The following is a 21444-nucleotide window of genomic DNA, read 5'->3' as shown; positions in this document are numbered from 1 at the left end:
GGCCGCAGGCGGCATTCTATTCCACGCTGAGCCGATACCCAATACCGCGCACGGTCTGCAGCCAGACCGGGTTGGACGGATCGCGCTCGATCTTGCGGCGCAGCCGGTTGATCTGGACGTCGATGGTGCGCTCGCCGACCTCCGAATCGTCACCGACAAGCTCGTGGCGGGGTATCGTCTCGCCGGCCCTTGCCGCGAAGATCGCCAGGATCTCCTGCTCGCGGTCGGTCAGCTTCAGCGCCTCGCCGCCACGCTTCAACTCGCGCCGGGCGATCTGGAAGGTGTAGGGGCCGAAGACCAACTGCTCGACCTTGGGCGTGGTCGCCGGGCCACCACGGCGAAGAATGTTGTTGATGCGCAGGATCAGCTCGCGCGGATCGAACGGCTTCGGCAGGTAGTCGTCGGCGCCGGCCTCAAGCCCTGAGATGCGGCTGTCGGTCTCCGACAGGGCCGTCAGCATCAGGATCGGTACGTTCTTTTCGGCTCGCAGCGACTTGGTCAGGTCGACGCCCGTTTCACCGGGCATCATGACGTCCAGCACCAGAAGGTCGAAGTCGAGGCCGGCAAGCTTGCGCCTGGCTTCGCCGGCATTGCCGGCGACGGTGACGCGAAAGCCGTTTTCGGTCAGATACTGCTTGAGAAGATTGCGGATGCGGGTGTCGTCGTCGACGACAAGCAGATGCGGCGCGTCGTCGTCCGGCGCGGCCGCGTGATCGACCCGTTCAGTGCTCTCCATGGCTTTTCCCTGACATTTTTGCGGACCCAACGTCGATCTGCGCCCTCAGTTCCGGATTGACCATCGCTTCGAGGAACCGTTCCACCAAGGTCCGTTCGGTTACTCCGGAATCCCCCAATGCAGCATGGATGCGGCGCGACTGTGGCCGCGCCAGCGCCAGCGCCAGCGCACGGCCCTTGGCGGTCGGATAAAGTTCGCGCTGTCGGCGGTCGCGCGGACCTTGCAACTGCACGACATGGTCGGTGTCGATCAACTGCTTGAGCACACGGGCCAGGCTCTGTTTGGTGATCTTCAGCACGTCGAGCAGTTCGGCGACCGTCAGGCCCGGCCTGCGGTTGACGAAATGCAGCACCCGGTGGTGGGCCCGGCCAAAGCCGTAGTCGGCCAGGATCTGGTCCGGATCGGAGGTGAAGTCACGATAGGCAAAGAAGAGCAGCTCGATAATGGCGAAGTCGATGCCGTCCTCGACCGACATCGCGGTCCTGATCGGTTTTCCGGCGGCTGGGCTTCGATCCGTCATTATTTCTCCGTGGGAAAGAGAGATTATGTCAGTACTATTGACGTAATTTCCCTGCAATGGTAATTTTTGACAAGCTTTTGGGCGGATTGCGAACGAAAAGGCAAGGGAAGCCGGTTTTTCCGGAATTTCCTGAGTTTGCCAGAGCGCAATTATCCGCTTACGCTCCACCATAAAAGCCGCTTTGGGCGGCCGACACGAAACACACAACGATACAAGTATCCGGGCTGCCGCCCGTGGGAGGTTACCATGGCATCCGTTCCCTTCGATCAACTCGATGGCTCCATCTGGATGAACGGCGAATTCGTCCAATGGGGTGACGCCAAGATCCATGTGCTGACGCACGGGCTGCATTACGCCAGCGCCGTTTTCGAGGGAGAACGCGCCTATGGCGGCGAGATCTTCAAGCTCAACGAACACACCGAGCGCCTGCATGAATCGGCACGCCTGCTCGGTTTCAATATCCCCTATACGGTGGCCGAGCTCAACGACGCCTCATCCACGCTTCTCAAGAAGCAGGGTTTCCAGGACGCCTATGTCCGGCCGATTGCCTGGCGCGGCAGTGAGCAGATGGGCGTCTCGGCGCAGAACAACCGCATCAACTGTGCCATCGCCATCTGGCAATGGCCGAGCTATTTCGATCCTGCGCAGAAGCTGAAAGGCATCCGTCTCGATGTGGCGGAATGGCGCCGGCCCGACCCGCGCACCGCGCCTTCCAGGTCGAAGGCAGCCGGCCTCTACATGATCTGCACCATGTCCAAGCACGCCGCCGAGGCCAAGGGCTATGCCGACGCCATGATGCTCGACTGGCGTGGCCAGGTCGCCGAAGCGACCGGAGCCAACATCTTCTTCGTCAAGGAGGGCAAGATCCACACACCCAAGCCTGACTGCTTCCTCGACGGCATCACCCGCCGCACGGTCATTGGGCTGGCCAAGGATCGCGGCCTGGAGGTGATTGAACGCGCCATCCTGCCGGAAGAGCTGGAAAGCTTCGAGCAGTGCTTCCTGACCGGGACGGCGGCGGAAGTGACGCCGGTTTCCGAGATCGGGCCTTACCGATTCGAGGTCGGCGAAATAGCCAAGAATCTTATGAATGACTATTCTGCGGCCGTTCAGCCCAAGCACGCGATCGCCGCAGAATAACGAAAGTCACAGCTTTTTTAGGAAGTAGGGGCGGTTTTCGGGCCGCCCCTTTTATTTCAGCGTTTCTGCATTTGACTTTCGTCCAATTCGGCGTCTCATGATGGTGTCGGCCCGGGAGGCTGACAGCTATGGAGGGACTAATCATATGGACATGAACACGCTTCTTCCGATCATCATACAGGTGATTACTGGCGTCATCGGTGGTCAGGCGGTCGGTGCGGCGCTCAAGACGGCGGCGATGGGTCAGCTTCCCAAAATCCTGGGCGGAGCCATTGGCGGCGTCGGCGGTGCGGCGATCCTCGGCAGCCTGCTGGGTGGCGGTGCGGTCGATCCGGCGGCTGCGGCAGCAGCAACGAGCGGTCTCGGCAGCGCGCTGAACCTGCAGAACATCGTCGGCGGCGCCGGCGGCGGCGCGATCCTGACCGCCATTCTCGGCGCGGTCATGGGCGCCATGAAGAAGTAGGCGGGCCGTTAAGGTCTTTTCAAATGGGCGGCTTCGGCCGCCCATTTCCGTTTTCGGAGCTACCGATGTTCGTCTTGCGAGGGTGGACGCCCTTTGTCCGCGCCTCTACATCACCCGTGAACATCGAAAGGACGATCATGGGTCAGCTCAATGCCGGCATCGTGCCGGTCACACCGTTCCAGCAGAATTGCACCATCCTGTTCGACATGGATGACAAGCATGGCGTCGTCGTCGATCCTGGCGGCGATATCGACAAGGTGCTGGCGGTGCTGAAGGACAATGCGATCTCAGCCGGGGCGATCTGGATAACGCATGGCCACATCGACCATGCCGGCGGCGCAATGGAGTTGAAGGAGGCGCTCGGCGTCGAGATCATCGGTCCGCATGAGGCCGACAAGTCGCTGCTCGACAATCTGGAAAACCAAGGCAAGCGCTACGGCATCGCCGGAGCGCGCAACTGCGTGCCCGACCGGTTCCTGTCCGAAGGCGAGACCGTGTCGTTCGGCGGCCATGTGTTCGAGGTGCTGCACTGCCCCGGCCATGCACCAGGTCACGTCGTATATTACAACCGCGCGGCCAAGTTCGCCCATGTCGGCGACGTGCTGTTCCGCGGCTCGGTCGGCCGCACCGACCTGCCGGGTGGCGACCATGCGGCACTGATCGCTTCGATCAAGGACAAGCTCCTGCCGCTCGGCGACGACATCGGCTTCATCTGCGGCCACGGTCCCGGCGGACGTTTTGGCGAGGAGAGGCGGACCAATCCTTTTCTCGTTTAGAGCAATTCACCATTTCACGGAAACGGCGGGGCCGCTCTAACCCTTTGTTCTGACTCAATTCCCAAGGGAAAACGCTTCGCGCTTTTCCCGGGAAACCGTTTCACACTTTTCCTGGAATTGCTGTAGGGCGTGCCGATATTCGCCTGCCCCAATCCTGTGATGCTCCAAACAGAAAAGCGCTGGCCTTGCGGTCAGCGCTTTTCTGTTGGGGCAGGGAGGCCCTGGTTTAGTTCGCCGTGCAGAAATGCTGTTCGCCGTCATTACCGGTGAACGTGCCGGTGCGGGAATTGAAGGTGCGGTAGCGGTCCGAGCAGTATTCGTACCAATCACGCGTCCACGGCTCGGCATAACGATCAGCGTAGACCACCCGCGGCTCCGCATAGTAGCGGCGGACCGGGGCCGGGCGCACCACCACGTCACGATCGTAGTAACCGTCATCGTAGTAGCGGTCAGCGTCGGGCGGCGGGCGGTCATTGGCCAATGCGCCGCCGATCAGCGCACCGGCCGCGAGGCCGAGCACGCCGGCGGCAATGGCATCGCCGTTGCCATGATGGCCATGATGGCGGCGCCAATCACGTGCGTTGGCGGCGGGCAAGGCCGAAAGCGTGGTGGCGACCACGGCAGCGGCCAGGACGGCGGTCTTGAAAATTCGGTTCATCTCGGTCTCCTTCGTGCCGGCCCGTGTAGTTTCGGGGATGCGGTCCGGCTTTACCAAAGACTAATATGCAACCGTGGCTGAACGGGGGCTGAACGGATTTCGACGAATTTATTCACAACAGGCGTCAAAGGTCACACGCCTCCAGGGAGCGAAAACCATCGCCGGTCCAAGCCGGCTCAGCCGACCGACAGATTGACGGCCTTGGGTCCCTTGCCGCGCTTGTCCGGCTCGGTGTCGAACGACACTTTCTGGCCATCCTCCAGGCCGGGAAGGCCGGACGCCTGCACGGCTGAAATATGGACGAAAACATCCTTCGCGCCATCATCGGGCGTGATGAAGCCGAAGCCCTTGGCATGGTTGAAGAATTTGACGGTGCCGGTCTGCGGCATGGGAAGCTCCTTTGTCCCATAAACTCCAGTCTCGGGCCGGCAAATGCCCGAGTGGAAATTTGTCCTTTATTTTAGCGTCATCGGCAAGAGAAAGTTTTGCGGGCGTCTAAAGCACGTTGCGGCACGCTTTGGGTCTTTGTTTTATGCAAGTCGTAGCCCAGAACCTGGCGGCTTGGGCGACATCACCGGCCCGCGCCTTCGATAAGGAAAAGGCGCGACGAAGATCGCCGCGCCTTTCAAAATTCAGATCCCTCTCCAGGCCAGGTGCAGGCATGGAGCCTCCGTCGCACGTCCGAGTGACATGCGGCGCGCCGATGGCTCAGGCTGCGCGGAGGTTGACGGCCTTGGGGCCCTTGCCCATGCGGTCCGGCTCGACGTCGAAGGTGACCTTCTGGCCGTCAACGAGCGTGCGCAAGCCGGAGGCTTCGATCGCGGAGATATGGACGAACACATCCTTGGCGCCACCATCGGGCGTGATGAAACCGAAGCCTTTGGTCGCGTTGAAGAATTTAACGGTGCCGGTCTGGGCCATTGGGGAAACTCCTTCACCCGTTCAGTCTTTGGTGGTCCCGCCCGCCGCCTGGCGCAAAGGGCAGTTCCCGGTGGTTGCTTCGGCAGTCATGCATTGGCGCATGGTCAAACCCCCCGCCGAAAACGGGGCCGTCAGAGATTCACAGTATCGGGGAAAGGTCGTCCAAAACGTTCCGCTCTCCGGGTCGCAAATGCCCGAACACGGAATTTATCGCACGGAAACGTGATGGTTGCAAGATACCGCCGCGGGCCGCCGTACTGGCGCATCCCGACGCATCAATCGACTGACCTGAGCATCGATGGGCTCGGCATAGGCTTGCTTGCCGGCCGGGTCATCGGCCAGAGCCGGGCCACGAATGGGCCAGACATCGCGGCGCGCTGACCTCCCTTTCGGTCCAGGCGCCGTTGTCGGTTGCCGAGCTCAAACGGGGGTTGCATTTGGCAAGGGAATGGCGAGGATCGGTAACCGGGGACCGATCGTGGGAGATCATCATGAAATTTCTGGCGGCAATCTTTTCGCGGCAGGGTTTTGTCATCCTGTTGCTGTCGGCAGTTCTTGCCGCCTGCACTGTTGTCGTCGATGAGGGACCAGGGCCACGCCCGCGTCCGCCACGGCCCGAGCCGCAATATTGCAGCAAGCAGTACGAGCCGGTCTGTGCCCGGCGCGGCGGCGACCGCCAGACCTTCGCCAATGCCTGTCTTGCCGACCGGGCTGGCTACCGCATCGTGCGCGACGGTCCGTGCCGCGATAGCGGCGGTGGCGGTGGCGGTGGCGAGCAGACGTTCTGCACCCGCGAATATGCTCCGGTCTGCGGCCGCCGGCATGGCGAGATGCGTACCTTCCCCAATTCCTGCGAAGCCCGCGCCGCGGACTATCGCGTCGTTGGCGACGGGCCGTGCTGAGAACGCTGCGCCTTGTTGAGGACGACAGGCGTCAAGCCGTCGGCTCCACCTGGCGACAGTAGGCGATGAACTCGGACGCAGGCATGGGTCTGGCGAAAAGCCAGCCCTGGCCGTAGTCGACGTCGCGCTCGGCGAGATAGTCGGCCTGCGCCTGCGTTTCCACGCCCTCGGCAACGATCTTCAGCTTCAGTGTCTTGGCCATGTCGATGATATGCGGGGTGACGGAACTGGTGGCGGAATTCGTGCTGATCGTATCGATGAACGATTTGTCGATCTTGAGCGCATCGAGCGGCAGCCCCTCGAGATAGGACAGGCTGGAATAGCCGGTGCCGAAGTCGTCGATTGCCACTGCGTGCCCCAGTTCGCGGGCACGAATGAGCGTCGAACGCGCCGAGTTGATATCGACGAAACCTCGCTCCGTGGCCTCGAGCCAGATTTGCTGGGGCCGGATTCCGGTGTGCTGCAACGCCTTTTCGATAATAGGCAGGACCCGCGCGGTGCCGACATCGGTTGCGCTGAGATTGATGGCGATGTGAAGCGAGCGATCGGCGACCAGGAGCTTGTTCAGGTCGAACACAACCATCGCAATGACCTGATCGGTGATCGCCGTGATCAGGCCGCTCTCTTCCGCCAGCGGAATGAAAAGATCGGGCCGGACCAGGGAGCCATTCGGCCGCTTCCAGCGCACCAGCGCTTCCGCGCCGATGCAATTGCCGGTCCTGAGCTCGACGATCGGCTGATAGTGGACGATGAATTCGTGCTTGCGCACGGCGATCTGCAATTCTCCCAAGGGCGAAAGCCGCCTTCGTGACAGCCACACAACCACGCCGATGATGAAGGCAGCCATGAAGGCGCCGAGCGGAAGCAGCATGAATTGCTGCTTGCGAACGCTGCCCAGGATCTGGCTTGTCGGTTCGGTGGCGACAGCAATCCAGTCCGTCCCGCGCGCCGTGGCAAACAGGAGATCGTCATCGATGCCTTCGCCGGGACCGGCGATGATCTTCTCGATACGAGCAGGATTCGGGCCGTTCAACGCGCCAAGCAGGATGCCCGTTTGCGTCGTCAAGGCGAGCTGGACACTGGGATCGACGATGACGTCGACAAAGCGTACCGGATCGACAAGGACGTTGTGATCCCTGTATCGCAGCGCCATCAGAAAATGGTCCTCGCTCATCACCGGCTGCATGCGGGCGGTGACGGCAATGCCGTCCCTGGTGGTGAAGTCAGGGGTGGATTGCGCAACGCGCCCTTCGGTCGGTCCCCAGGAAGAGCATTTGAGCAGGCCGTTTTCGAAATAGCCCATTTCTTCGATCGGGCGCGTGTTGATGGTGAGTTGCCGCATACGGGCTATATGGTCCGCCGAACAGCGGATGCCGGTGAACTGGTCGATCTGCCGCAAGGCGGCGGTGGCATCGTTGAGCGAGATGTCGGCCCTGGCGATGGCGCGGCTGGCGAACAGCTGCAGCCGCTCATGTTCCTTTTGGACGGCCTGAATCCAAGCGAGATGAAACATAGCTGCGATTGGCAAGATGGCGCCCAGCATGGCCAACACCACCGCCGTCACGATGATGCGCGACCTGTCCATGCGCCTCCTGCCTTCGGGTATGAGCGGCGATCGTGGGTGGTCGCCCGCAACGTCTCGGCCACCAATCGCGGCAGCGGCCCGGTTCAGGCGGATATTAGGGCCTCGATCTTACGTGAACTTTAATGGAGTCGTGGGGCAGCACCGCTGCTCTAAACCGGATAGGCGCCGTCGGCCGGGCCGGCATAGAGCTCGCTGCCACTGTCGTCGCAGATGCGCAGGCGATCGGGGATTTGCGGCATCGCCAGCGTGTGGAACAGCGCGGTGGCGTCCTGCAGCGCGGCGCGCAGGTTCGGCGCCTCCAGCGACACCTTGTCGAGAGTGGCTTCGTCGGCGTCGCGCAACCGGTAGAACTCGATGACGAAATTCAAGCGCGCCTCCGTGGCAGAGCATTGCGCAGGCCTGTCCAGTCAATTCGCCACCTCACAGAGGACGACGGAAAGGGCGCACGAGGCGCGCCCTCCAGTTTGTCAGCCTTTCGACTTCGGCTTCAAGCTGCTCTCCGCCTGCTTGACCGACGAACCGAACGGGGAGGCGGGCTTTGCCACGACCTTGTCCTTCTTCGGCTTGCGTGTCTCGCGGTTGCTACGCTGTTGACCTTTGGACATGTCGTGCTCCTGCTTCAGTGTTGGCTTGGCGGTGGGGTCTCAGACGAGCGGGTTGCTGGCAACAACGGGGTTGTCGGCAACAACCGGATCTGCCGGTTCGAGATTGTCTTCGGTGGTGACCCGCTCATAGGTCTCCTGCTCGCTGCGGATGCGGTATTGCGGCGAACCATCCTTGACCGGCAGCCTGCTCTTGATCTGGAACAGTTCGGCGGTCTTCTGAACGAGGCCGGTGCGGCTCTTCATGCGCACGGTCTGACCGATCGAAAACTGGTGCGCGGGTGTGTCGGTGCGCGGGCGCGCATTCTGCTGGAAACGGATCATGCTGCATTCTCCCTGTCGCGCTTCAGCGCTGTTTCGAGTTCGAGGTAATCGATGGCGACAAGCTGGCTGGTGGGCGGGTTTTTCGCTGCCCTTGCCGGCAGATGGATGAAAGTGGCGACGCGGCGCCAGGCAAGCCGCGACATGCCCTCGATCAGCTCTTCGTCGTGGTCGATGTCGTAGTCGCCGGCCGGCAGCTGCCCTTCCAGTCCGCCGAGCACGAAAGGTGCGGTGAAGTGCGCGATGGAGTGGGTGGTGCGGTCCGGCATTGTCTTACCTATGCAAAGCAGCGGTCCTGAAAACAAAAAAGCGGGGACGAGCCCCGCTTTCCTATTTCCGGCAGTCGCTGGAAATAAGCCTCTTTCGAGAGCTGCCAGTACATCCGTGGTCAGCGTTCATCGAATTCGGCCGGATCAGATCATTTGCAAATTGGCGGCCGACTCGCGGCCCTTGGTGTCACGCTCCAACTCGAACTGCAGCTTCTGGCCTTCGGCGAGGCCGGGGAAGCCGGCGCGCTCCAGTGCGCTGACATGGACAAAGACGTCCTTGCCGCCATCGGTCGGCTGAATGAAGCCGGTCCGGCCATTGTAGAACTTCACGGTTCCGGTGTTCATGTCGGTCTTTCGAAGAATGAGAATGGCCGCGCGGAGCGAACATGCCGCGCGCCCGGTATCGATGATTTGGAATGAGATTGGCGGGTCGAGAACCTCTGACGCCGCGAGATGCCAATTCTGGCCCAAAGCGATCCTGTACAGATAGGCCTTTGTTGTAATTTAATCAAGGCGTTTTAAAATAAAATTGTGCTTCATTCAAAAAATTGCGCGCTGTAACTATCAGAAAAATGATGATACAAATTCATACAATTCAAAAACTGTTTGAAGCTTAGCGGGAATAATTCTCCCGGTATTTCATTTTTCTTGTGAGTTGAAGAAGGAGACCTCGAGATGTCCGTAAAGACGCCAACAGGCACCCCCGTAACGATCACGCCGGTCGCAAAGCCGGTAATGGCAAAGCCGATGGTTGTCCTGTCGCCGCGGCTGACTGTCAGAAGTGACGAGGCGGCAAAGCGAAGGATCGCCGACACCGATGGAACGGTTCGGCGTGCCAGGCAGGTTGCCGAGACCAATCGCCTGATTTGATCTTTCCGCACCGACGAAAGGACGAGACAGCAAGCGAAGCCTTGAACCTGGCGCGCCAATGGCCTAGATCGCCACAGGCGGATAAAACACGGCAGGTTTCCCATCAACAGAGATCAAAGACGAGCGGCGGGTGCGGGAGCCAGGTCTGGCGCAGGCGGACAGCCGCCGCTGGGCCTCGACCAGTATGTGCAGCAGGCGTTGCAACTGCATCAGGCGGGGCGCCGGCAAGAGGCTGAGACGATCTACCGGCAGGTGCTGGCGCGTCAGCCCAAGCATGCGGCCGCGGCGCATTTCCTGGGACTGCTGCTGCACCAGACCGGGCGCAGCGAAGAAGGGCTGGATCTCATCGAACGGTCGGTGAGCCTGCAGCCGACGAATCCCGATTTCCTCAACAATTTCGGTACGGTGATGCGCGACCTCGGCCGCCCTGCTGCGGCCATCGATTTCTTCCGCGGTGCGGTGGATCTGCGGCCGGACCAGCTCGCGGCGCGCGACAATCTCGGCTCATCGCTGAAGCAGGTCGGCCAGTTCGAAGAGGCCGAAGAGATTTATCGCGGCACGGTTGCACGCAACCCATTTCACGTGCGCGCCCGCATCGGGCTTGCCGAAACCCTGCAGGAAGCCGGGCGGCTGGATGAGGCGCTCGCCGTCTTCCGCGAAGCGCTGGCGATACGCCCCAAGGATGCCGACCTGCTGCACGGGCTCGGCGTCGGGCTGATGGAAAAGGGCAAGCTCGACGAGGCGGTCGACCTGTTCCGGCAGGCGTTGGCGATCAACCCCGCCATGGCCACAGCTTGGCTGATGCTGACGCAGGTCAAGCGCCAGAAGGATCGCGACAGCGAGCTTGGGGGCATGGAAGCCCAGCATGCCAAAGCGCCGCAGGACAGCCTGGCACGCATGCAGCTGTCCTTCGGACTCGGCAAGGCGAATGACGATCTCAGGGATTATGGCCGGGCCTTCGACTATTTCGCCGAAGGCAATGCGATCCGCCGCAAAGGCATCAACTACGACCAGGCCAGGACGCGGGCCGAATTCGAGGCGATGAAGGCCACCTTCGATGCCGGCTTCTTCGAGAAGCACAGGCCCAGCTCAATCAGCGACGACACGCCGATCTTCATCGTCGGCATGCCGCGTTCGGGCACGACGCTGGTCGAGCAGATCATTGCCAGCCATCCGCAGGTCTACGGCGCAGGCGAGCTCAGCATCTTGAAGAAGGCGGTCGGCAAGCAGTTCCCGGCGACCATGCCGGGTGGCTTCCCATGGGGCGTATCGGATATGGGCGATGCGGATTTTGCCGAAGCAGGCCAAGCCTATCTCGACATGCTGCATGCCCGCTATCCGAACATGCGCCACGTCACCGACAAAATGCCGGGCAACTTCCTGCTTGTCGGCTTCATCCACATGATGATGCCGAAGGCCAGGATCATCCACTGCGCGCGCGATGCGGCGGCCACCTGCCTGTCGATCTACAAGGTGCATTTCCGCGGCGACAGCCATCGCTATGGCTACGATCTCGGTGAGCTCGCCGACTTCCACAATCTCTACACCGACATCATGAAGCATTGGCACACGGTGCTGCCGGGCGTCGTGCATGATGTACGCTACGAGGATTTTGTCGCCGACCAGGAAGGACAGACGCGGGCATTGATCGCTCATCTCGGTCTGCCCTGGGACGACGCGGCTCTATCGTTCCACGAGACCGACCGACCGGTTCGCACGGCTTCAGCCGCACAGGTGCGCCAGCCGATGTATCAAGGGTCGGTCGATCTGTGGAAGCGCTATGGAGACCGGCTGAAGCCGCTGCTCGACAAGCTGGATTAGCGCAACGCTATCTAGCTGATCGTGGCCTTAGAGATTGGCCTAAGCACCCGCGTCGTCATCCTAGGGTCTTCGCGACGGAGCTTCGCGCTTCGCCCTAGGATGACGAAGCTGAGAGGCTTCTTCTAATCTGCAACCGGCTGCTCAAAGCTCAATGAATGGCTTGAAGCCACCGAAGATCATGCGCTTGCCGTCGAACGGCATGTCCGCCCAATCGGCCTTCAAGCGCGGATCTGCCATCACCTTGGCCATGACGGCATCGCGGCTCACCCGCGACTCATAGACGGCCCAGGCGAAGACGACGATCTCGTCGTCCTTGGCCTGCACGGCACGCGGGAAGGACGTGACCTCGCCATAGGGCACGTCGTCGCCGATGCATTCGACATAGGCGAGCGCGCCATGTTCCCTCCAGATAGGCCCTGCGAGGTTGGCCAGCTTCTTGTAGTCATCGAGTTTTGCCCTGGATACGGCAAGTACGAAACCATCGACATAGGACATTTTGGATCTCCTCCTGGAAGTTCACAGGGCCTCACCGGCGCCGGCCGGTGAGGGGCTCGGGCCATCGGCGGCAGATCAGGCTTTCTTCACCGGCGCGTTCATCGCCCATTCGACGCCGAACGGGTCGCGCATATTGCCCCACTGATCGCCCCAGAACATGACCTGGAGCGGCACGGCGACTTCGCAGCCGGCATCGACGGCGCGCTTCCACCAGGCTTCGATGTCGTCGCTGCCGAGGTGAAGCTGCATGGTGTAACCCTGCGGCTTGACGGCGGGCATTCCGTTTTCCGGATAGAAATCGGAGAGCATGAGGGTCGAGCCATTGATGTGGAGGTGAATGTGCATGGTGCGGCCTTTTTCGTCCGCCGGGTAGGCAAAGACCTGCTCCGCGCCGAAGGCCTTCTTGTAGAATTCGGCAGCCTTGAAGGCGCCATCCAGCTGCAGATAGGGGGTCAATCCGCCGAGCACTTTGGCCGCGGGCTGAACGGGGGTCTGATCAGTCATTTGTTGTTCCTCTTTGCGTTTGGCCTTGCGAGCCATAGGACGGATCGGACGGCGGCGATCCTACATGGCGGCGAAATTTTTTTGGCGGTCGGCCCTTGATAATCCCGGACAGCCGCGGGCTCGAGCGAGAGGCGTGAAACGAACTTGCGTCGGCGGCGCCCAATCAGAGCGCAATTCTCTCGGCTCGCAGGCTAGAACAGATGGATCACGCGAACGCCTCTTCAACCCCGGGACGACAATGATCCTCTACTATCAAACCCACTCACCCTTCGCGCGCAAGGCGCTTGTCTTCGCCCATGAGGTTGGCATTGCCGATCGGCTGGAGGTCATCCATCATGAGACCAGTCCGACCTTGCGCAACGCCGATGTCTACGCCGAAAATCCGCTTGGCAAGGTGCCGGTGCTGTTGCGGCCAAATGCGTCGCCGATCTTCGATTCCGATGTCATCTGCGCCTATCTCGACACACTGCATGACGGCCGCAAGCTGCTGCCGCAGGACGGCGAGGCGCGCTGGCAGGCGTTGCGGCTTCAGTCGGTCGCCCAGGGCCTCGCGCAGACAGGCATCGCTTTGCGCTGGGAGACAGAAAGGAGACCCGAAAAGCTGCGCTATGGTGCTCTCGCCGACGGATACCGGGAAAAGATCGAGGCGAGCTACGACTGGATCGAAAGCGCGCTGGACGACGAGGCACCGCTCCATGTCGGCCACATCGCCTTGGCCACCACGCTGTCCTGGATGGCGTTCCGCCACCTGCCGCCTTTTCGCTCGCGGGCGCGGCTGACGCACTGGTTCGAGGCTTTCGAAAAACGCGTATCGATGCAGGCGACACCGCTTTCAGGTGATACGCATGACTGACTGGCGCCTCGCGAGGTCAGGGGCGGCGGCCGTTCTGCGCGTCGAAGACGTCCGGAAAGCCGATATCCTTGCGCAGCGAGGCCGGCAGCGAAAGCAGGATGCGCTCGCTGCGGTGACGAGCGCGCGCTGCCGCATACCGGGTTGCGACGCGACCGATGGATGAAAGAACCGACATGATAATTCTCCCTGGGTTGGCGCCGGCATCATCGTGTCGGCATCCCAAGGACGCGATGGGCTGAGGCTATCCGACAGACCGTCGAGATTTTTTATCGCGGCGTCTGATGGTCTGTCCGAATGCTGCCGTGCGGACCTACGCAACCCTGAGCGTAGGGATCGCTGAAACATCAACTTCACGCTCTGCGTGCCAAGCATCGAAAGCCGCTTGCATTCGAAGCCAGATCGCGGCGCCGTCGCCGAACAGCTTCCCGAGGCGAGCGGCCACAGCCGGCGAAACCGGCTTCTTTTCGCGGATGATGTCATAGAGCTGCTGCCGGGAGATCCCGAGCAGATTTGCAATTTCCACCTTGGTCTTTCCAGTTGCCGGGATAATGTCCTCAAGCAGCGCTCCCGGGTGGGAGGGACAACGCTCAATAGGACGCGTCGGCTCGTGCACGGTCATAAGTCGAACTTCTCCAGTCTGGCCGCCTCAGTGATATTGCTCGAAATCGACGCGGGCAGCGTCCTTGCCGTCGAACTCGAATGTGATGCACCACGGACCGTTGACGTGGACCGTGTAGCGGATTGGATCGAAGCCTTTCAGCGGGTGGAAATCGAAGCCGGGAAGGTTCATCTCCTCCGGCTTCTCCGAAGCTTCCAGGCGGTCAAGCCGGACAAGAATGCGCTTGTGCATCTTGGCGTCGATCTTGCCGGTCTTTCCAGTTTGAAAGAGGTCCGACAGCGCCTTGTTCTTGAAGGACTTGATCATCGATATATGTAAACAGATTGCTTACAAAAACAAGGTCTGTAAGCAAATAATTTACATGCCAGTCGACCTCCGTTGGCCTCATCCTGCCGTTTCGGCCACTGAGCGGAAGAACTCCTCGGGGTCCTCGACTTCGGTCAGCTTTCGTTTGTCGATCAGCCAGAAGCGGTTGCCGATGGCGCGGATGAAGGAGCGGTCGTGCGAGGCGAGCACGCAGCTGGCCTGATGCGCCAGCAGTTCCGCTTCCAGCGCTTCCTGGCCGTCGATGTCGAGGTGGTTGGTCGGCTCGTCCAGCAGATAGAAGTTGGGATTGGCGAGCCTCAGCGCCAGCATCATCAGCCGCGCCTTCTGGCCGCCGGACAGCACGCCGATCTTTTTCTCCTGCATCTCGATGACCACGCCAGCACCGGCCAGCAACGACCGTGCGCGCTGCTCGCCGACATCGTAGCGGCGCGAGACCATCGCCAGCGGCGTGTCGTCGCCGCTGATGCCCGACAGCGCCTGATCGCTGTAGCCGAGCACCGTCGACGGCGTCACCTTCACATTCCGCACCGTGTCCGGTTCGATGATGGCATTGCGGATCAGGGTGACGAAGCGCGACTTGCCGACGCCGTTGCGGCCGAGCAGCACGATGCGGTCGCCCTGGCAGATGTGGCGCTTGCCGGCCCGAAACAGCAGCGTGCCATCGGGTGTTTCGACAGCCGCGTCGTCGAGCGTGATCAGCACTTTGGCGTGAGTGCCGCGATTGGCCAGTTTTATGGCACCCGCCGACTTCTCGCGATGCGCCGGGTTCGCCGCTTCCTCCAGTTTTTCGGCCCGCTGGCTGAGTTGCCTGGTCTTGACCGTCAGCAGGTCGCTGCCTGAATTGATGCCGATATTGTTGAGCTTGGCCGCCTGCCGGCGCAATTGCTGCGCCACCTTCATGTCGCGCTGGAACTTGCGCTCGGTCGAGGCGTCGACCTGGTCGAGCGCCCGCCTGGCGCGGGAATAGGGCAAGGCAAACACGGGCGACTGTTCCGGGCGCAGGAACAGCGTCCGGTTGGTGGCGGCGTCGAGAAAGGCGCGGTCGTGGCTGGCAATGACGACCGGCACCTCACGCGGCAATGCGTTGAGCCAGGTTTCCAACTGGCTGATGCGAGCAAGGTCGAGATGGTTGGTCGGCTCGTCGAGCAGCAGCACGTCCGGATCTGTCACCCAGACGCGGGCGATCAGCGCCAGTCTCTGCCAACCGCCGCTCAGCGCCTGCATTGGCCGCTCGCGCATCGGCTCCGGCACATCGAGTGAATCGAGAACCACGTCGACGCGCCACAGCTCGCTTTCAGCCTGCTCGGGCGGCAAGGCGTCGGCCACCACCTGATGGAAGCTGCGGGTGAGAAGGGCCGGGGCAATGGATTGCTCGACATGACCGACGCGCAGGCCGCGCGTGCGGGTGATGTCACCGGAGGTCGGCTCCATCTCGCCGGTCAGGCATTTCAGCAAGGTCGACTTGCCGCGGCCATTGGCGGCGACAATGCCGAGCCGGTCGCCGGAGCCGATGGTGAGATCGAGATTGGTAAACAGCGGCGCACTCATGGTGACGCCGAGGGATTTGAGGCTGATCAGGGCCATTTTGATTTCTCTGGTCTTGCCGGAGGAAAGTCCGGCTCAATGCACTTTGACGGTGCGCAGGCTGGCCATCAGGCTCGGCGTTGCAACACCACGAAGGGCAGACCAAAAAATCGAGGCGGGAAAAACCCGGACCGTCCCTGGTCAGCCCTGCAAGCAAGCTCGCAGGGCAGAAATCGGGCCACGCTGACGATGGTGACGATGGTGACGATGGTGACGATGAAACGTAAACACGTGAGCCCTCCTTTCAAGACGTTCGAGTGTGTGGAGCGATTACACCAAAGGCGGGGGTGGGGGCAAGGGGGCGCTCCAGGAGGGGCGATGCGCTGCAGCTGCCAATCTCCCCCCACGTGGGGGGAGATGTCCGGCAGGACAGAGGGGGGCGCTGTCCCGCCGGCATTTCGAATAATTGAACCTACTTCCCCGGCCGTCCCGTCTTCCCCGGCCGGCGTTTGTCGCGGCGTGCGTCGCCTGGATCCTCGTATGAGCCGATGCCGGCGCGCTGGCGAACGATTGGCTTAGCGGAATCGTCGCGTTCCTTCGCGTCCCCCTCTGCCCTGCCGGGCATCTCCCCCACTTGGGGGGAGATTGGCTGCGGCTTGGCCGGCACTTTTCCTTCGACCGGCTTTTCCGTCCGCCGCACGGTCATTTCATCGAGCGAGTTCTTCTTGAACAGCGGCTTGACCGGCTCGCCGGGTATGCCGAAATCGGAGCCATGCGCCTCTTCAGCCGACTGTTTCTTGAACAGCGAGCGTGACACCGCGCCGGCCGGCGTCGGCATGTCGGTGCCCGGGCCCATATCGTCGATCGAGGGTTTCGAAAACAGCGGTTTTTTCACCGGTACGGCGCCGTCGGCGCCCATCTCGTCGAGATCAGGCTTGCGGAAGAGGTTGGGCCGGGCAGCCCTGGCGGCCTCTTCGGCGGCGCGCGCTTCGTCGAACTTGCGGAAACGCTCCTGTTCTTCTGCTGTCCGATGTTTGGCCACGCCCTTGTTGTGCTTGCCCTTTTCGCGGCCGGAGGCCGGGCTTTCCATGTCGGCGTATTTGGCCAGCGGGTCTTCGGAGATGGACAGTTCCATCTCACGCAGGCGCTTGATCTCGTCGCGGATGCGGGCCGCCTTCTCGAAGTCGAGATTGGCTGCGGCATCGCGCATCTGCTTTTCCATCGCGTCGAGATGGGCCTTGAGGTTGTTGCCCATCATGGCGCCGGCACTGTCGGTGAACTGCGAGATGTCGGCGCGGACGTGGTCCTTCTCGTAGACCGAATCCAGAATATCGGAGATGCGCGACTTGACCGATTCCGGGGTGATGCCGTTGGCCTCGTTCCACTCCACCTGCTTTTCGCGGCGGCGGTTGGTTTCGGCCATCGCCCGTTCCATCGAGCCGGTCACCTGGTCGGCATAGAGGATGACCTTGCCGTCGACGTTTCTGGCGGCGCGGCCGATGGTCTGGATCAGCGAGGTTTCCGAGCGCAGGAAACCTTCCTTGTCGGCGTCGAGAATGGCGACGAAGCCGCATTCGGGAATGTCGAGGCCTTCGCGCAGCAGGTTGATGCCGACCAGCACGTCGAAGGCGCCGAGGCGCAGATCGCGCAGGATCTCGATGCGCTCCAGCGTGTCGATGTCGGAGTGCATGTAGCGCACGCGGATGCCTTGTTCATGCAGATATTCGGTCAAATCCTCGGCCATGCGCTTGGTCAGCACCGTCACCAGCGTGCGGTAGCCGGCCTTGGTGGTGTCACGGATTTCGCCGACGACATCGTCGACCTGGGTCTTGGCCGGGCGGACCTCGACCGGCGGATCGATCAGGCCGGTCGGGCGGATGACCTGCTCGGCGAAGACGCCGCCGGCCTGCTCCATTTCCCAGCCGCCGGGGGTCGCCGAGACGGCGACCGAAAGCGGACGCATGGCATCCCATTCCTCGAAGCGCAGCGGCCGGTTGTCCATGCAGGACGGCAGACGGAAGCCGTATTCGGCCAGTGTCGCCTTGCGGCGAAAGTCGCCGCGATACATGCCGCCGATCTGCGGCACGGTGACATGGCTTTCATCGATGAAGACCAGCGCGTTGTCGGGAATGTACTCGAACAGCGTCGGCGGCGGATCACCCGGCTGGCGGCCGGTGAGATAGCGCGAATAGTTCTCGATGCCGGCGCAGGAGCCGGTGGCTTCCAGCATCTCGAGGTCGAAGCGGCAGCGCTGTTCCAGCCGCTGCGCCTCAAGCAGGCGGCCGGCCCGCTCGAGTTCGACCAGCCGGTGCTTGAGCTCTTCCTTGATCGACTTGATCGCCTGGTTCAGCGTCGGGCGCGGCGTCACATAGTGCGAATTGGCGTAGATCTTGACGCTTTTCAGCTCGCCGGTCTTCTGGCCGGTGAGCGGGTCGAACTCGGTGATCTGCTCGATCTCGTCGCCGAACATCGAGATGCGCCAGGCGCGGTCTTCCAGGTGGGCCGGGAAGATCTCGATCGTGTCGCCGCGCACGCGGAACGAGCCGCGAACGAAATTGATGTCCTGGCGCTTGTACTGCTGGGCGACGAGATCGGCGAGCAGCGCGCGCTGGTCGAGCCGATCGCCGATCTGCATCTGGAAGGTCATCGCCGTATAGGTTTCGACCGAGCCGATACCGTAGATGCAGGACACCGAGGCGACGATGATGACGTCGTCGCGCTCGAGCAGCGAACGCGTCGCCGAATGGCGCATGCGGTCGATCTGCTCGTTGATCGAAGATTCCTTCTCGATGAAGGTGTCGGTGCGCGGGACGTAGGCTTCCGGCTGGTAATAGTCGTAGTAGGAGACGAAATACTCGACGGCGTTTTCCGGGAAGAATTTCTTGAACTCGGAATAGAGCTGCGCCGCCAGCGTCTTGTTCGGCGCCAGGATCAAGGCAGGGCGCTGCGTCTCCTCGATCACCTTGGCCATGGTGAAGGTTTTTCCGGAGCCGGTGACGCCGAGCAGCACCTGGGTCCGGTCGTTGTTGTCGACGCCTTCGACCAGATCCTTGATCGCGGTCGGCTGATCGCCGGCCGGCTCGAAATCCGAAACCATCTTGATGGCAATGCCACCTTCGGATTTTTCCGGGCGGGCGGGGCGATGCGGCGTCCACAGCACACCGTCCTTGTGCAGCGGATTGCCGGATTCGATCAACGCCGAAAGGGCGGCTACCGTCGCGGTGACGCTGCCCGAAGCCATGGTCTCGGCGTCTTCCAGCGAAATGTCGAGACCCGCGACCGGGTTGAGGCCCGCTGCCGTGCGCTCCCTCGCCGTCGCCGCCCCACCCATCGAGGTGCCGCGCGAACTGCGTCCCGGCGAGCTTGAACGCTCGGGTATCTTCTTCGACGGCTTCGGCGATTTGCCGCCGTCGCCCTTGCCGGCAAGACGCCCTTCCTTCTCGGCCTCCTGCTCGATCTGCTCGGCCCAGTCCGCGATCGAACCGGTCAGCGGCGTGCCAGAGAGCTCCGGCTGCGGCATCTCGGCGAAGCCGCCTCTGTGCAGCGGCTCCGAAGCGTCGAGGAAATCGGTCAGCGGACTGCGCCGCTTCGGCGCGGCGCGGTCGTCATTCGCCGTCGGCGGCGTTTTTTTGTCGGGAGATTTGGCCATGTCCCGAATATGGGATTTCCTGGCCAAAATGGAAAGAGCGCGGTGGGGAGAGGCGTGCCGGACAGCGCTGCTCCTGACAGCAGGCTGTCAGGAGCAGGCGGGAAGGTACGCCCGAAAGCCTCTTGTCGCTACACGCCCCTGGCGGCTGATGCGACCTGCGTAGCCGACCCGTTCAGGCGCGGCACCACGACGAGGCGTTTGATCTTGCCCTTCTTGAAGGCGGCGAGGAAACGCGCATAATCCTTGAAGGCGACGCAGCCGCTCGACTGGGCGTAGCGGCCCCGAAGCAGATACGTATGGGCCAGAAACCCGTCGCGATTGTACTTGTTGCGGCCATCGACCGGCGTCAGGCGCAAGGCCTCCACACCATGAAAGCGCGACTCGCGCAGCGACAGATTGTAGGTGTTGGGCGGTGTCGGTCCGCGGTTCTTCTGGTCGGCATAGCGCGGCTGGTCCGTCATCGCGCCGATGCCAGAATGCGCCTCGAGCCTTGAGCCGTCAGGCATGTAGACGGTGGCGGCGCTGATATCGTAGACGGCGACGCCATTGCCGGCGCCGCTTCTGGATCCCGGCGAGTTGAACAGGTTCCTGAACGCCTTGCCAAGGCCGCCCGAAGGCGTGTCCGGCTTGGCGTAGGCCAGCACATCGCCGCCATCGGCCGGCCGGCCTTGCCGCGCCGGTTTTGCCGGCTGGGCCTGCTGGACCGTCTCACGCGCCGGCTTCGATTGCTGGGCGGGCTTGGGCTGCTGAACAGATTTGGGCTGCTGGACCGGCTTAGGCTGCTGCTGCACGATTTTGGGCTGCGGCGGGTCGAATTGCGGGCGGCGGGTCGGCAACGGCACGTCGTCGGTCAGCGCGTCCGGCAGCGAGGCGGCATCGCCGGGTTGATCCTGCTGGGTTTCGACGGGCGAAACCGCGATATCGGCTGACGATTCCTCGATCGGCAGCGGTGAGGCAAACGCCTCGGCGTCGACCGGCAGCGACCGCACGAGGGCAAGGGCCAACTGCGAATTGTCTGGCGTATCGGATTGGGCAAAGCCCATCGGCTGCGGTGCGATCTGCACGACCACCGAACCGGTATCCAGCCGGGCGAAACGTTCGGCTGCCGGAACTGGCATGTTATCGGACAGGCTGGCCGTGACCTGGACGGACGGCACTAGCGACGCCTCGGCAATTCGCGGTGCGACGGTGGAGATCACCGGGCGCGTGTTGGCAGTGGCGGCAGGTTTTCCGGCGTCGGCAAAGGCAGCGGCCAGCTTCATCGGCGAAAGCGACGCTTCCATGCGTTCGAAGCGCTCCTGCGCCTTCGACTTCGCAAGGGCAGGCATCGGCTTTGCCTGCGCTACAAGGCGTTCGGATTTTTCCGCCTGCGAGCTTACCCTGGCCAGCTTGAAACAGCTGGCGCCGCACTGCACCGAATGATCATGCAGAGCCTGAGTGCCGCCATTGGCATTGGCCAGCACGAAGGGTGCTTTCAAGAAGTGCTGTTTCAGCGGATCGGTAAGTGCGAGCGATCCCGGCATGGACAGCGTCTGGGGCAGGCCAACCGAAGTCGCCGACAGCGAGGCGCCGACGGAACTGAGGCCGGCCATGGTGCCGATCAACCAAAGGCCGATGGCGGTGCTGACGCAAGGCAGCGCGACCCAGCGGGCCACCCGGCCAGCGTTGAAGGAAGAGGAACGCGGAGCATCGACGAACTCGCCGCCCTCACGCTGTCCCCGGTTTTTTTTGTGTGTACTCAACAACGCCATGCAACCAATCTCGCTTCAACCGGTTTCCCCGTACGCGGCCTTGAGAGCCGCGACGACCATTCTGTGAGTGATCCCAGGTGGTCCCCGACGCGTTTGCCGCGTCTGTAGTTGGTTGCCGATTGCTTCAAAATATGGACA

Annotated in this window: 27 protein-coding genes; 7 read left to right on the top strand and 20 right to left on the bottom strand. The window is 62.2% G+C overall.

Annotation, left to right across the window (positions count from 1 at the left end; all coding sequences use genetic code 11):
• Positions 1-16: 16 nt before the first annotated feature.
• Together NP503_RS24695 and NP503_RS24690 are read right to left on the bottom strand one after the other, a co-directional pair.
• Positions 17-736: a response regulator gene (locus NP503_RS24695; RefSeq protein WP_013530014.1), complete on the bottom strand. Its 720-nt coding sequence runs from the start codon at positions 734-736 to the stop codon at positions 17-19.
• Positions 723-1256: a MarR family winged helix-turn-helix transcriptional regulator gene (locus NP503_RS24690; protein WP_027039379.1), complete on the bottom strand. Its 534-nt coding sequence runs from the start codon at positions 1254-1256 to the stop codon at positions 723-725. Before NP503_RS24690 ends, NP503_RS24695 begins: the two co-directional genes overlap by 14 nt.
• Before the next feature lie 246 nt (positions 1257-1502).
• Here NP503_RS24690 and NP503_RS24685 point away from each other — a divergent pair, with 246 nt between their 5' ends.
• The 3 genes from NP503_RS24685 (at position 1503) to NP503_RS24675 (ending at position 3635) form a co-directional block, all read left to right on the top strand.
• Entirely contained in the window at positions 1503-2396 is an 894-nt protein-coding gene (locus tag NP503_RS24685; RefSeq protein WP_127268418.1) for a branched-chain amino acid aminotransferase, read from the top strand.
• A gap of 145 nt (positions 2397-2541) precedes the next feature.
• Positions 2542-2859: a hypothetical protein gene (locus tag NP503_RS24680; RefSeq protein WP_023809804.1), complete on the top strand. Its 318-nt coding sequence runs from the start codon at positions 2542-2544 to the stop codon at positions 2857-2859.
• A gap of 137 nt (positions 2860-2996) precedes the next feature.
• Positions 2997-3635 carry an MBL fold metallo-hydrolase gene (locus tag NP503_RS24675; RefSeq protein ID WP_127268419.1) on the top strand — a complete coding sequence of 213 codons (639 nt, stop codon included), beginning with the start codon at positions 2997-2999 and terminating at the stop codon, positions 3633-3635.
• A gap of 226 nt (positions 3636-3861) precedes the next feature.
• On the opposite strand, the gene NP503_RS24670 is transcribed toward NP503_RS24675, so the two are convergent.
• From NP503_RS24670 to NP503_RS24660, 3 genes are all read right to left on the bottom strand, one after another.
• Entirely contained in the window at positions 3862-4293 is a 432-nt protein-coding gene (locus NP503_RS24670) for a BA14K family protein (protein WP_127268420.1), read from the bottom strand.
• 176 nt (positions 4294-4469) lie between these two features.
• On the bottom strand, positions 4470-4682 hold the full coding sequence (locus NP503_RS24665; RefSeq protein WP_013530020.1) for a cold-shock protein: 213 nt from the start codon (positions 4680-4682) through the stop codon (positions 4470-4472).
• Between the two features lie 319 nt (positions 4683-5001).
• Entirely contained in the window at positions 5002-5214 is a 213-nt protein-coding gene (locus NP503_RS24660) for a cold-shock protein (RefSeq protein WP_006202520.1), read from the bottom strand.
• A 225-nt stretch (positions 5215-5439) separates the two neighbouring features.
• Between NP503_RS24660 and NP503_RS24655 the strand changes: the two genes are divergently transcribed.
• Both NP503_RS24655 and NP503_RS24650 read left to right on the top strand, forming a co-directional pair.
• Entirely contained in the window at positions 5440-5595 is a 156-nt protein-coding gene (locus NP503_RS24655; protein WP_164748816.1) for a hypothetical protein, read from the top strand.
• Positions 5596-5705: 110 nt separating this feature from the next.
• Complete coding sequence (locus tag NP503_RS24650; RefSeq protein WP_127270527.1) at positions 5706-6116, top strand: Kazal-type serine protease inhibitor domain-containing protein; 411 nt, start codon at positions 5706-5708, stop codon at positions 6114-6116.
• Between the two features lie 31 nt (positions 6117-6147).
• Here NP503_RS24650 and NP503_RS24645 read toward each other — a convergent pair whose 3' ends face one another.
• The 7 genes from NP503_RS24645 to NP503_RS24615 form a co-directional block, all read right to left on the bottom strand.
• On the bottom strand, positions 6148-7701 hold the full coding sequence (locus NP503_RS24645) for an EAL domain-containing protein (RefSeq protein WP_127270524.1): 1554 nt from the start codon (positions 7699-7701) through the stop codon (positions 6148-6150).
• Between the two features lie 149 nt (positions 7702-7850).
• Complete coding sequence (locus NP503_RS24640) at positions 7851-8069, bottom strand: hypothetical protein (RefSeq protein WP_127270522.1); 219 nt, start codon at positions 8067-8069, stop codon at positions 7851-7853.
• Positions 8070-8168: 99 nt separating this feature from the next.
• Positions 8169-8306: a hypothetical protein gene (locus NP503_RS24635; RefSeq protein WP_164482279.1), complete on the bottom strand. Its 138-nt coding sequence runs from the start codon at positions 8304-8306 to the stop codon at positions 8169-8171.
• A 39-nt stretch (positions 8307-8345) separates the two neighbouring features.
• Positions 8346-8627 (bottom strand): hypothetical protein, encoded by a 282-nt coding sequence (locus NP503_RS24630; RefSeq protein WP_127270520.1) that lies wholly within the window; start codon positions 8625-8627, stop codon positions 8346-8348.
• Positions 8624-8893: a hypothetical protein gene (locus tag NP503_RS24625; RefSeq protein WP_023809798.1), complete on the bottom strand. Its 270-nt coding sequence runs from the start codon at positions 8891-8893 to the stop codon at positions 8624-8626. The genes NP503_RS24630 and NP503_RS24625 overlap by 4 nt, the downstream gene beginning before the upstream one ends.
• 144 nt (positions 8894-9037) lie before the next feature.
• Entirely contained in the window at positions 9038-9238 is a 201-nt protein-coding gene (locus NP503_RS24620) for a cold-shock protein (RefSeq protein WP_127270517.1), read from the bottom strand.
• Between the two features lie 191 nt (positions 9239-9429).
• On the bottom strand, positions 9430-9822 hold the full coding sequence (locus NP503_RS24615; protein ID WP_164748817.1) for a hypothetical protein: 393 nt from the start codon (positions 9820-9822) through the stop codon (positions 9430-9432).
• Positions 9823-9961: 139 nt separating this feature from the next.
• Between NP503_RS24615 and NP503_RS24610 the strand changes: the two genes are divergently transcribed.
• Positions 9962-11584 carry a tetratricopeptide repeat-containing sulfotransferase family protein gene (locus NP503_RS24610; protein WP_236382892.1) on the top strand — a complete coding sequence of 541 codons (1623 nt, stop codon included), beginning with the start codon at positions 9962-9964 and terminating at the stop codon, positions 11582-11584.
• 141 nt (positions 11585-11725) lie between these two features.
• Here NP503_RS24610 and NP503_RS24605 read toward each other — a convergent pair whose 3' ends face one another.
• Both NP503_RS24605 and NP503_RS24600 read right to left on the bottom strand, forming a co-directional pair.
• Positions 11726-12079, bottom strand: a complete 354-nt coding sequence (locus tag NP503_RS24605) for a DUF1428 domain-containing protein (RefSeq protein WP_127268660.1) — start codon at positions 12077-12079, stop codon at positions 11726-11728.
• Positions 12080-12154: 75 nt separating this feature from the next.
• Positions 12155-12583: a glyoxalase/bleomycin resistance/extradiol dioxygenase family protein gene (locus tag NP503_RS24600; RefSeq protein WP_127268665.1), complete on the bottom strand. Its 429-nt coding sequence runs from the start codon at positions 12581-12583 to the stop codon at positions 12155-12157.
• 238 nt (positions 12584-12821) lie between these two features.
• Between NP503_RS24600 and NP503_RS24595 the strand changes: the two genes are divergently transcribed.
• Complete coding sequence (locus NP503_RS24595; protein WP_127268661.1) at positions 12822-13436, top strand: glutathione S-transferase family protein; 615 nt, start codon at positions 12822-12824, stop codon at positions 13434-13436.
• 16 nt (positions 13437-13452) lie between these two features.
• Here NP503_RS24595 and NP503_RS24590 read toward each other — a convergent pair whose 3' ends face one another.
• From NP503_RS24590 to NP503_RS24565, 6 genes are all read right to left on the bottom strand, one after another.
• A complete protein-coding gene (locus tag NP503_RS24590; protein ID WP_127268662.1) occupies positions 13453-13611 on the bottom strand; it encodes a hypothetical protein in 159 nt (52 codons plus the stop codon).
• A gap of 135 nt (positions 13612-13746) precedes the next feature.
• Positions 13747-14055: a HigA family addiction module antitoxin gene (locus NP503_RS24585; protein ID WP_127268663.1), complete on the bottom strand. Its 309-nt coding sequence runs from the start codon at positions 14053-14055 to the stop codon at positions 13747-13749.
• A gap of 27 nt (positions 14056-14082) precedes the next feature.
• Positions 14083-14361 (bottom strand): type II toxin-antitoxin system RelE/ParE family toxin, encoded by a 279-nt coding sequence (locus NP503_RS24580; RefSeq protein WP_023809788.1) that lies wholly within the window; start codon positions 14359-14361, stop codon positions 14083-14085.
• 78 nt (positions 14362-14439) lie between these two features.
• Positions 14440-15966, bottom strand: coding sequence for an ABC-F family ATP-binding cassette domain-containing protein (locus NP503_RS24575; protein WP_127270511.1), 1527 nt, complete (start codon positions 15964-15966; stop codon positions 14440-14442).
• 412 nt (positions 15967-16378) lie between these two features.
• Entirely contained in the window at positions 16379-19555 is a 3177-nt protein-coding gene (gene uvrB, locus NP503_RS24570) for an excinuclease ABC subunit UvrB (protein WP_127328348.1), read from the bottom strand.
• Positions 19556-19683: 128 nt separating this feature from the next.
• On the bottom strand, positions 19684-21306 hold the full coding sequence (locus tag NP503_RS24565; protein WP_127269381.1) for a DUF2778 domain-containing protein: 1623 nt from the start codon (positions 21304-21306) through the stop codon (positions 19684-19686).
• Positions 21307-21444 lie beyond the last annotated feature (138 nt).

Origin of the sequence: Mesorhizobium sp. SEMIA396, assembly GCF_024518615.1 — a bacterium.
Taxonomy (GTDB): Bacteria; Pseudomonadota; Alphaproteobacteria; order Rhizobiales; family Rhizobiaceae; genus Mesorhizobium.
The sequence above is the reverse complement of the archived record's forward strand: the minus strand, read 5'-3'. Positions and strand labels throughout refer to the sequence as shown.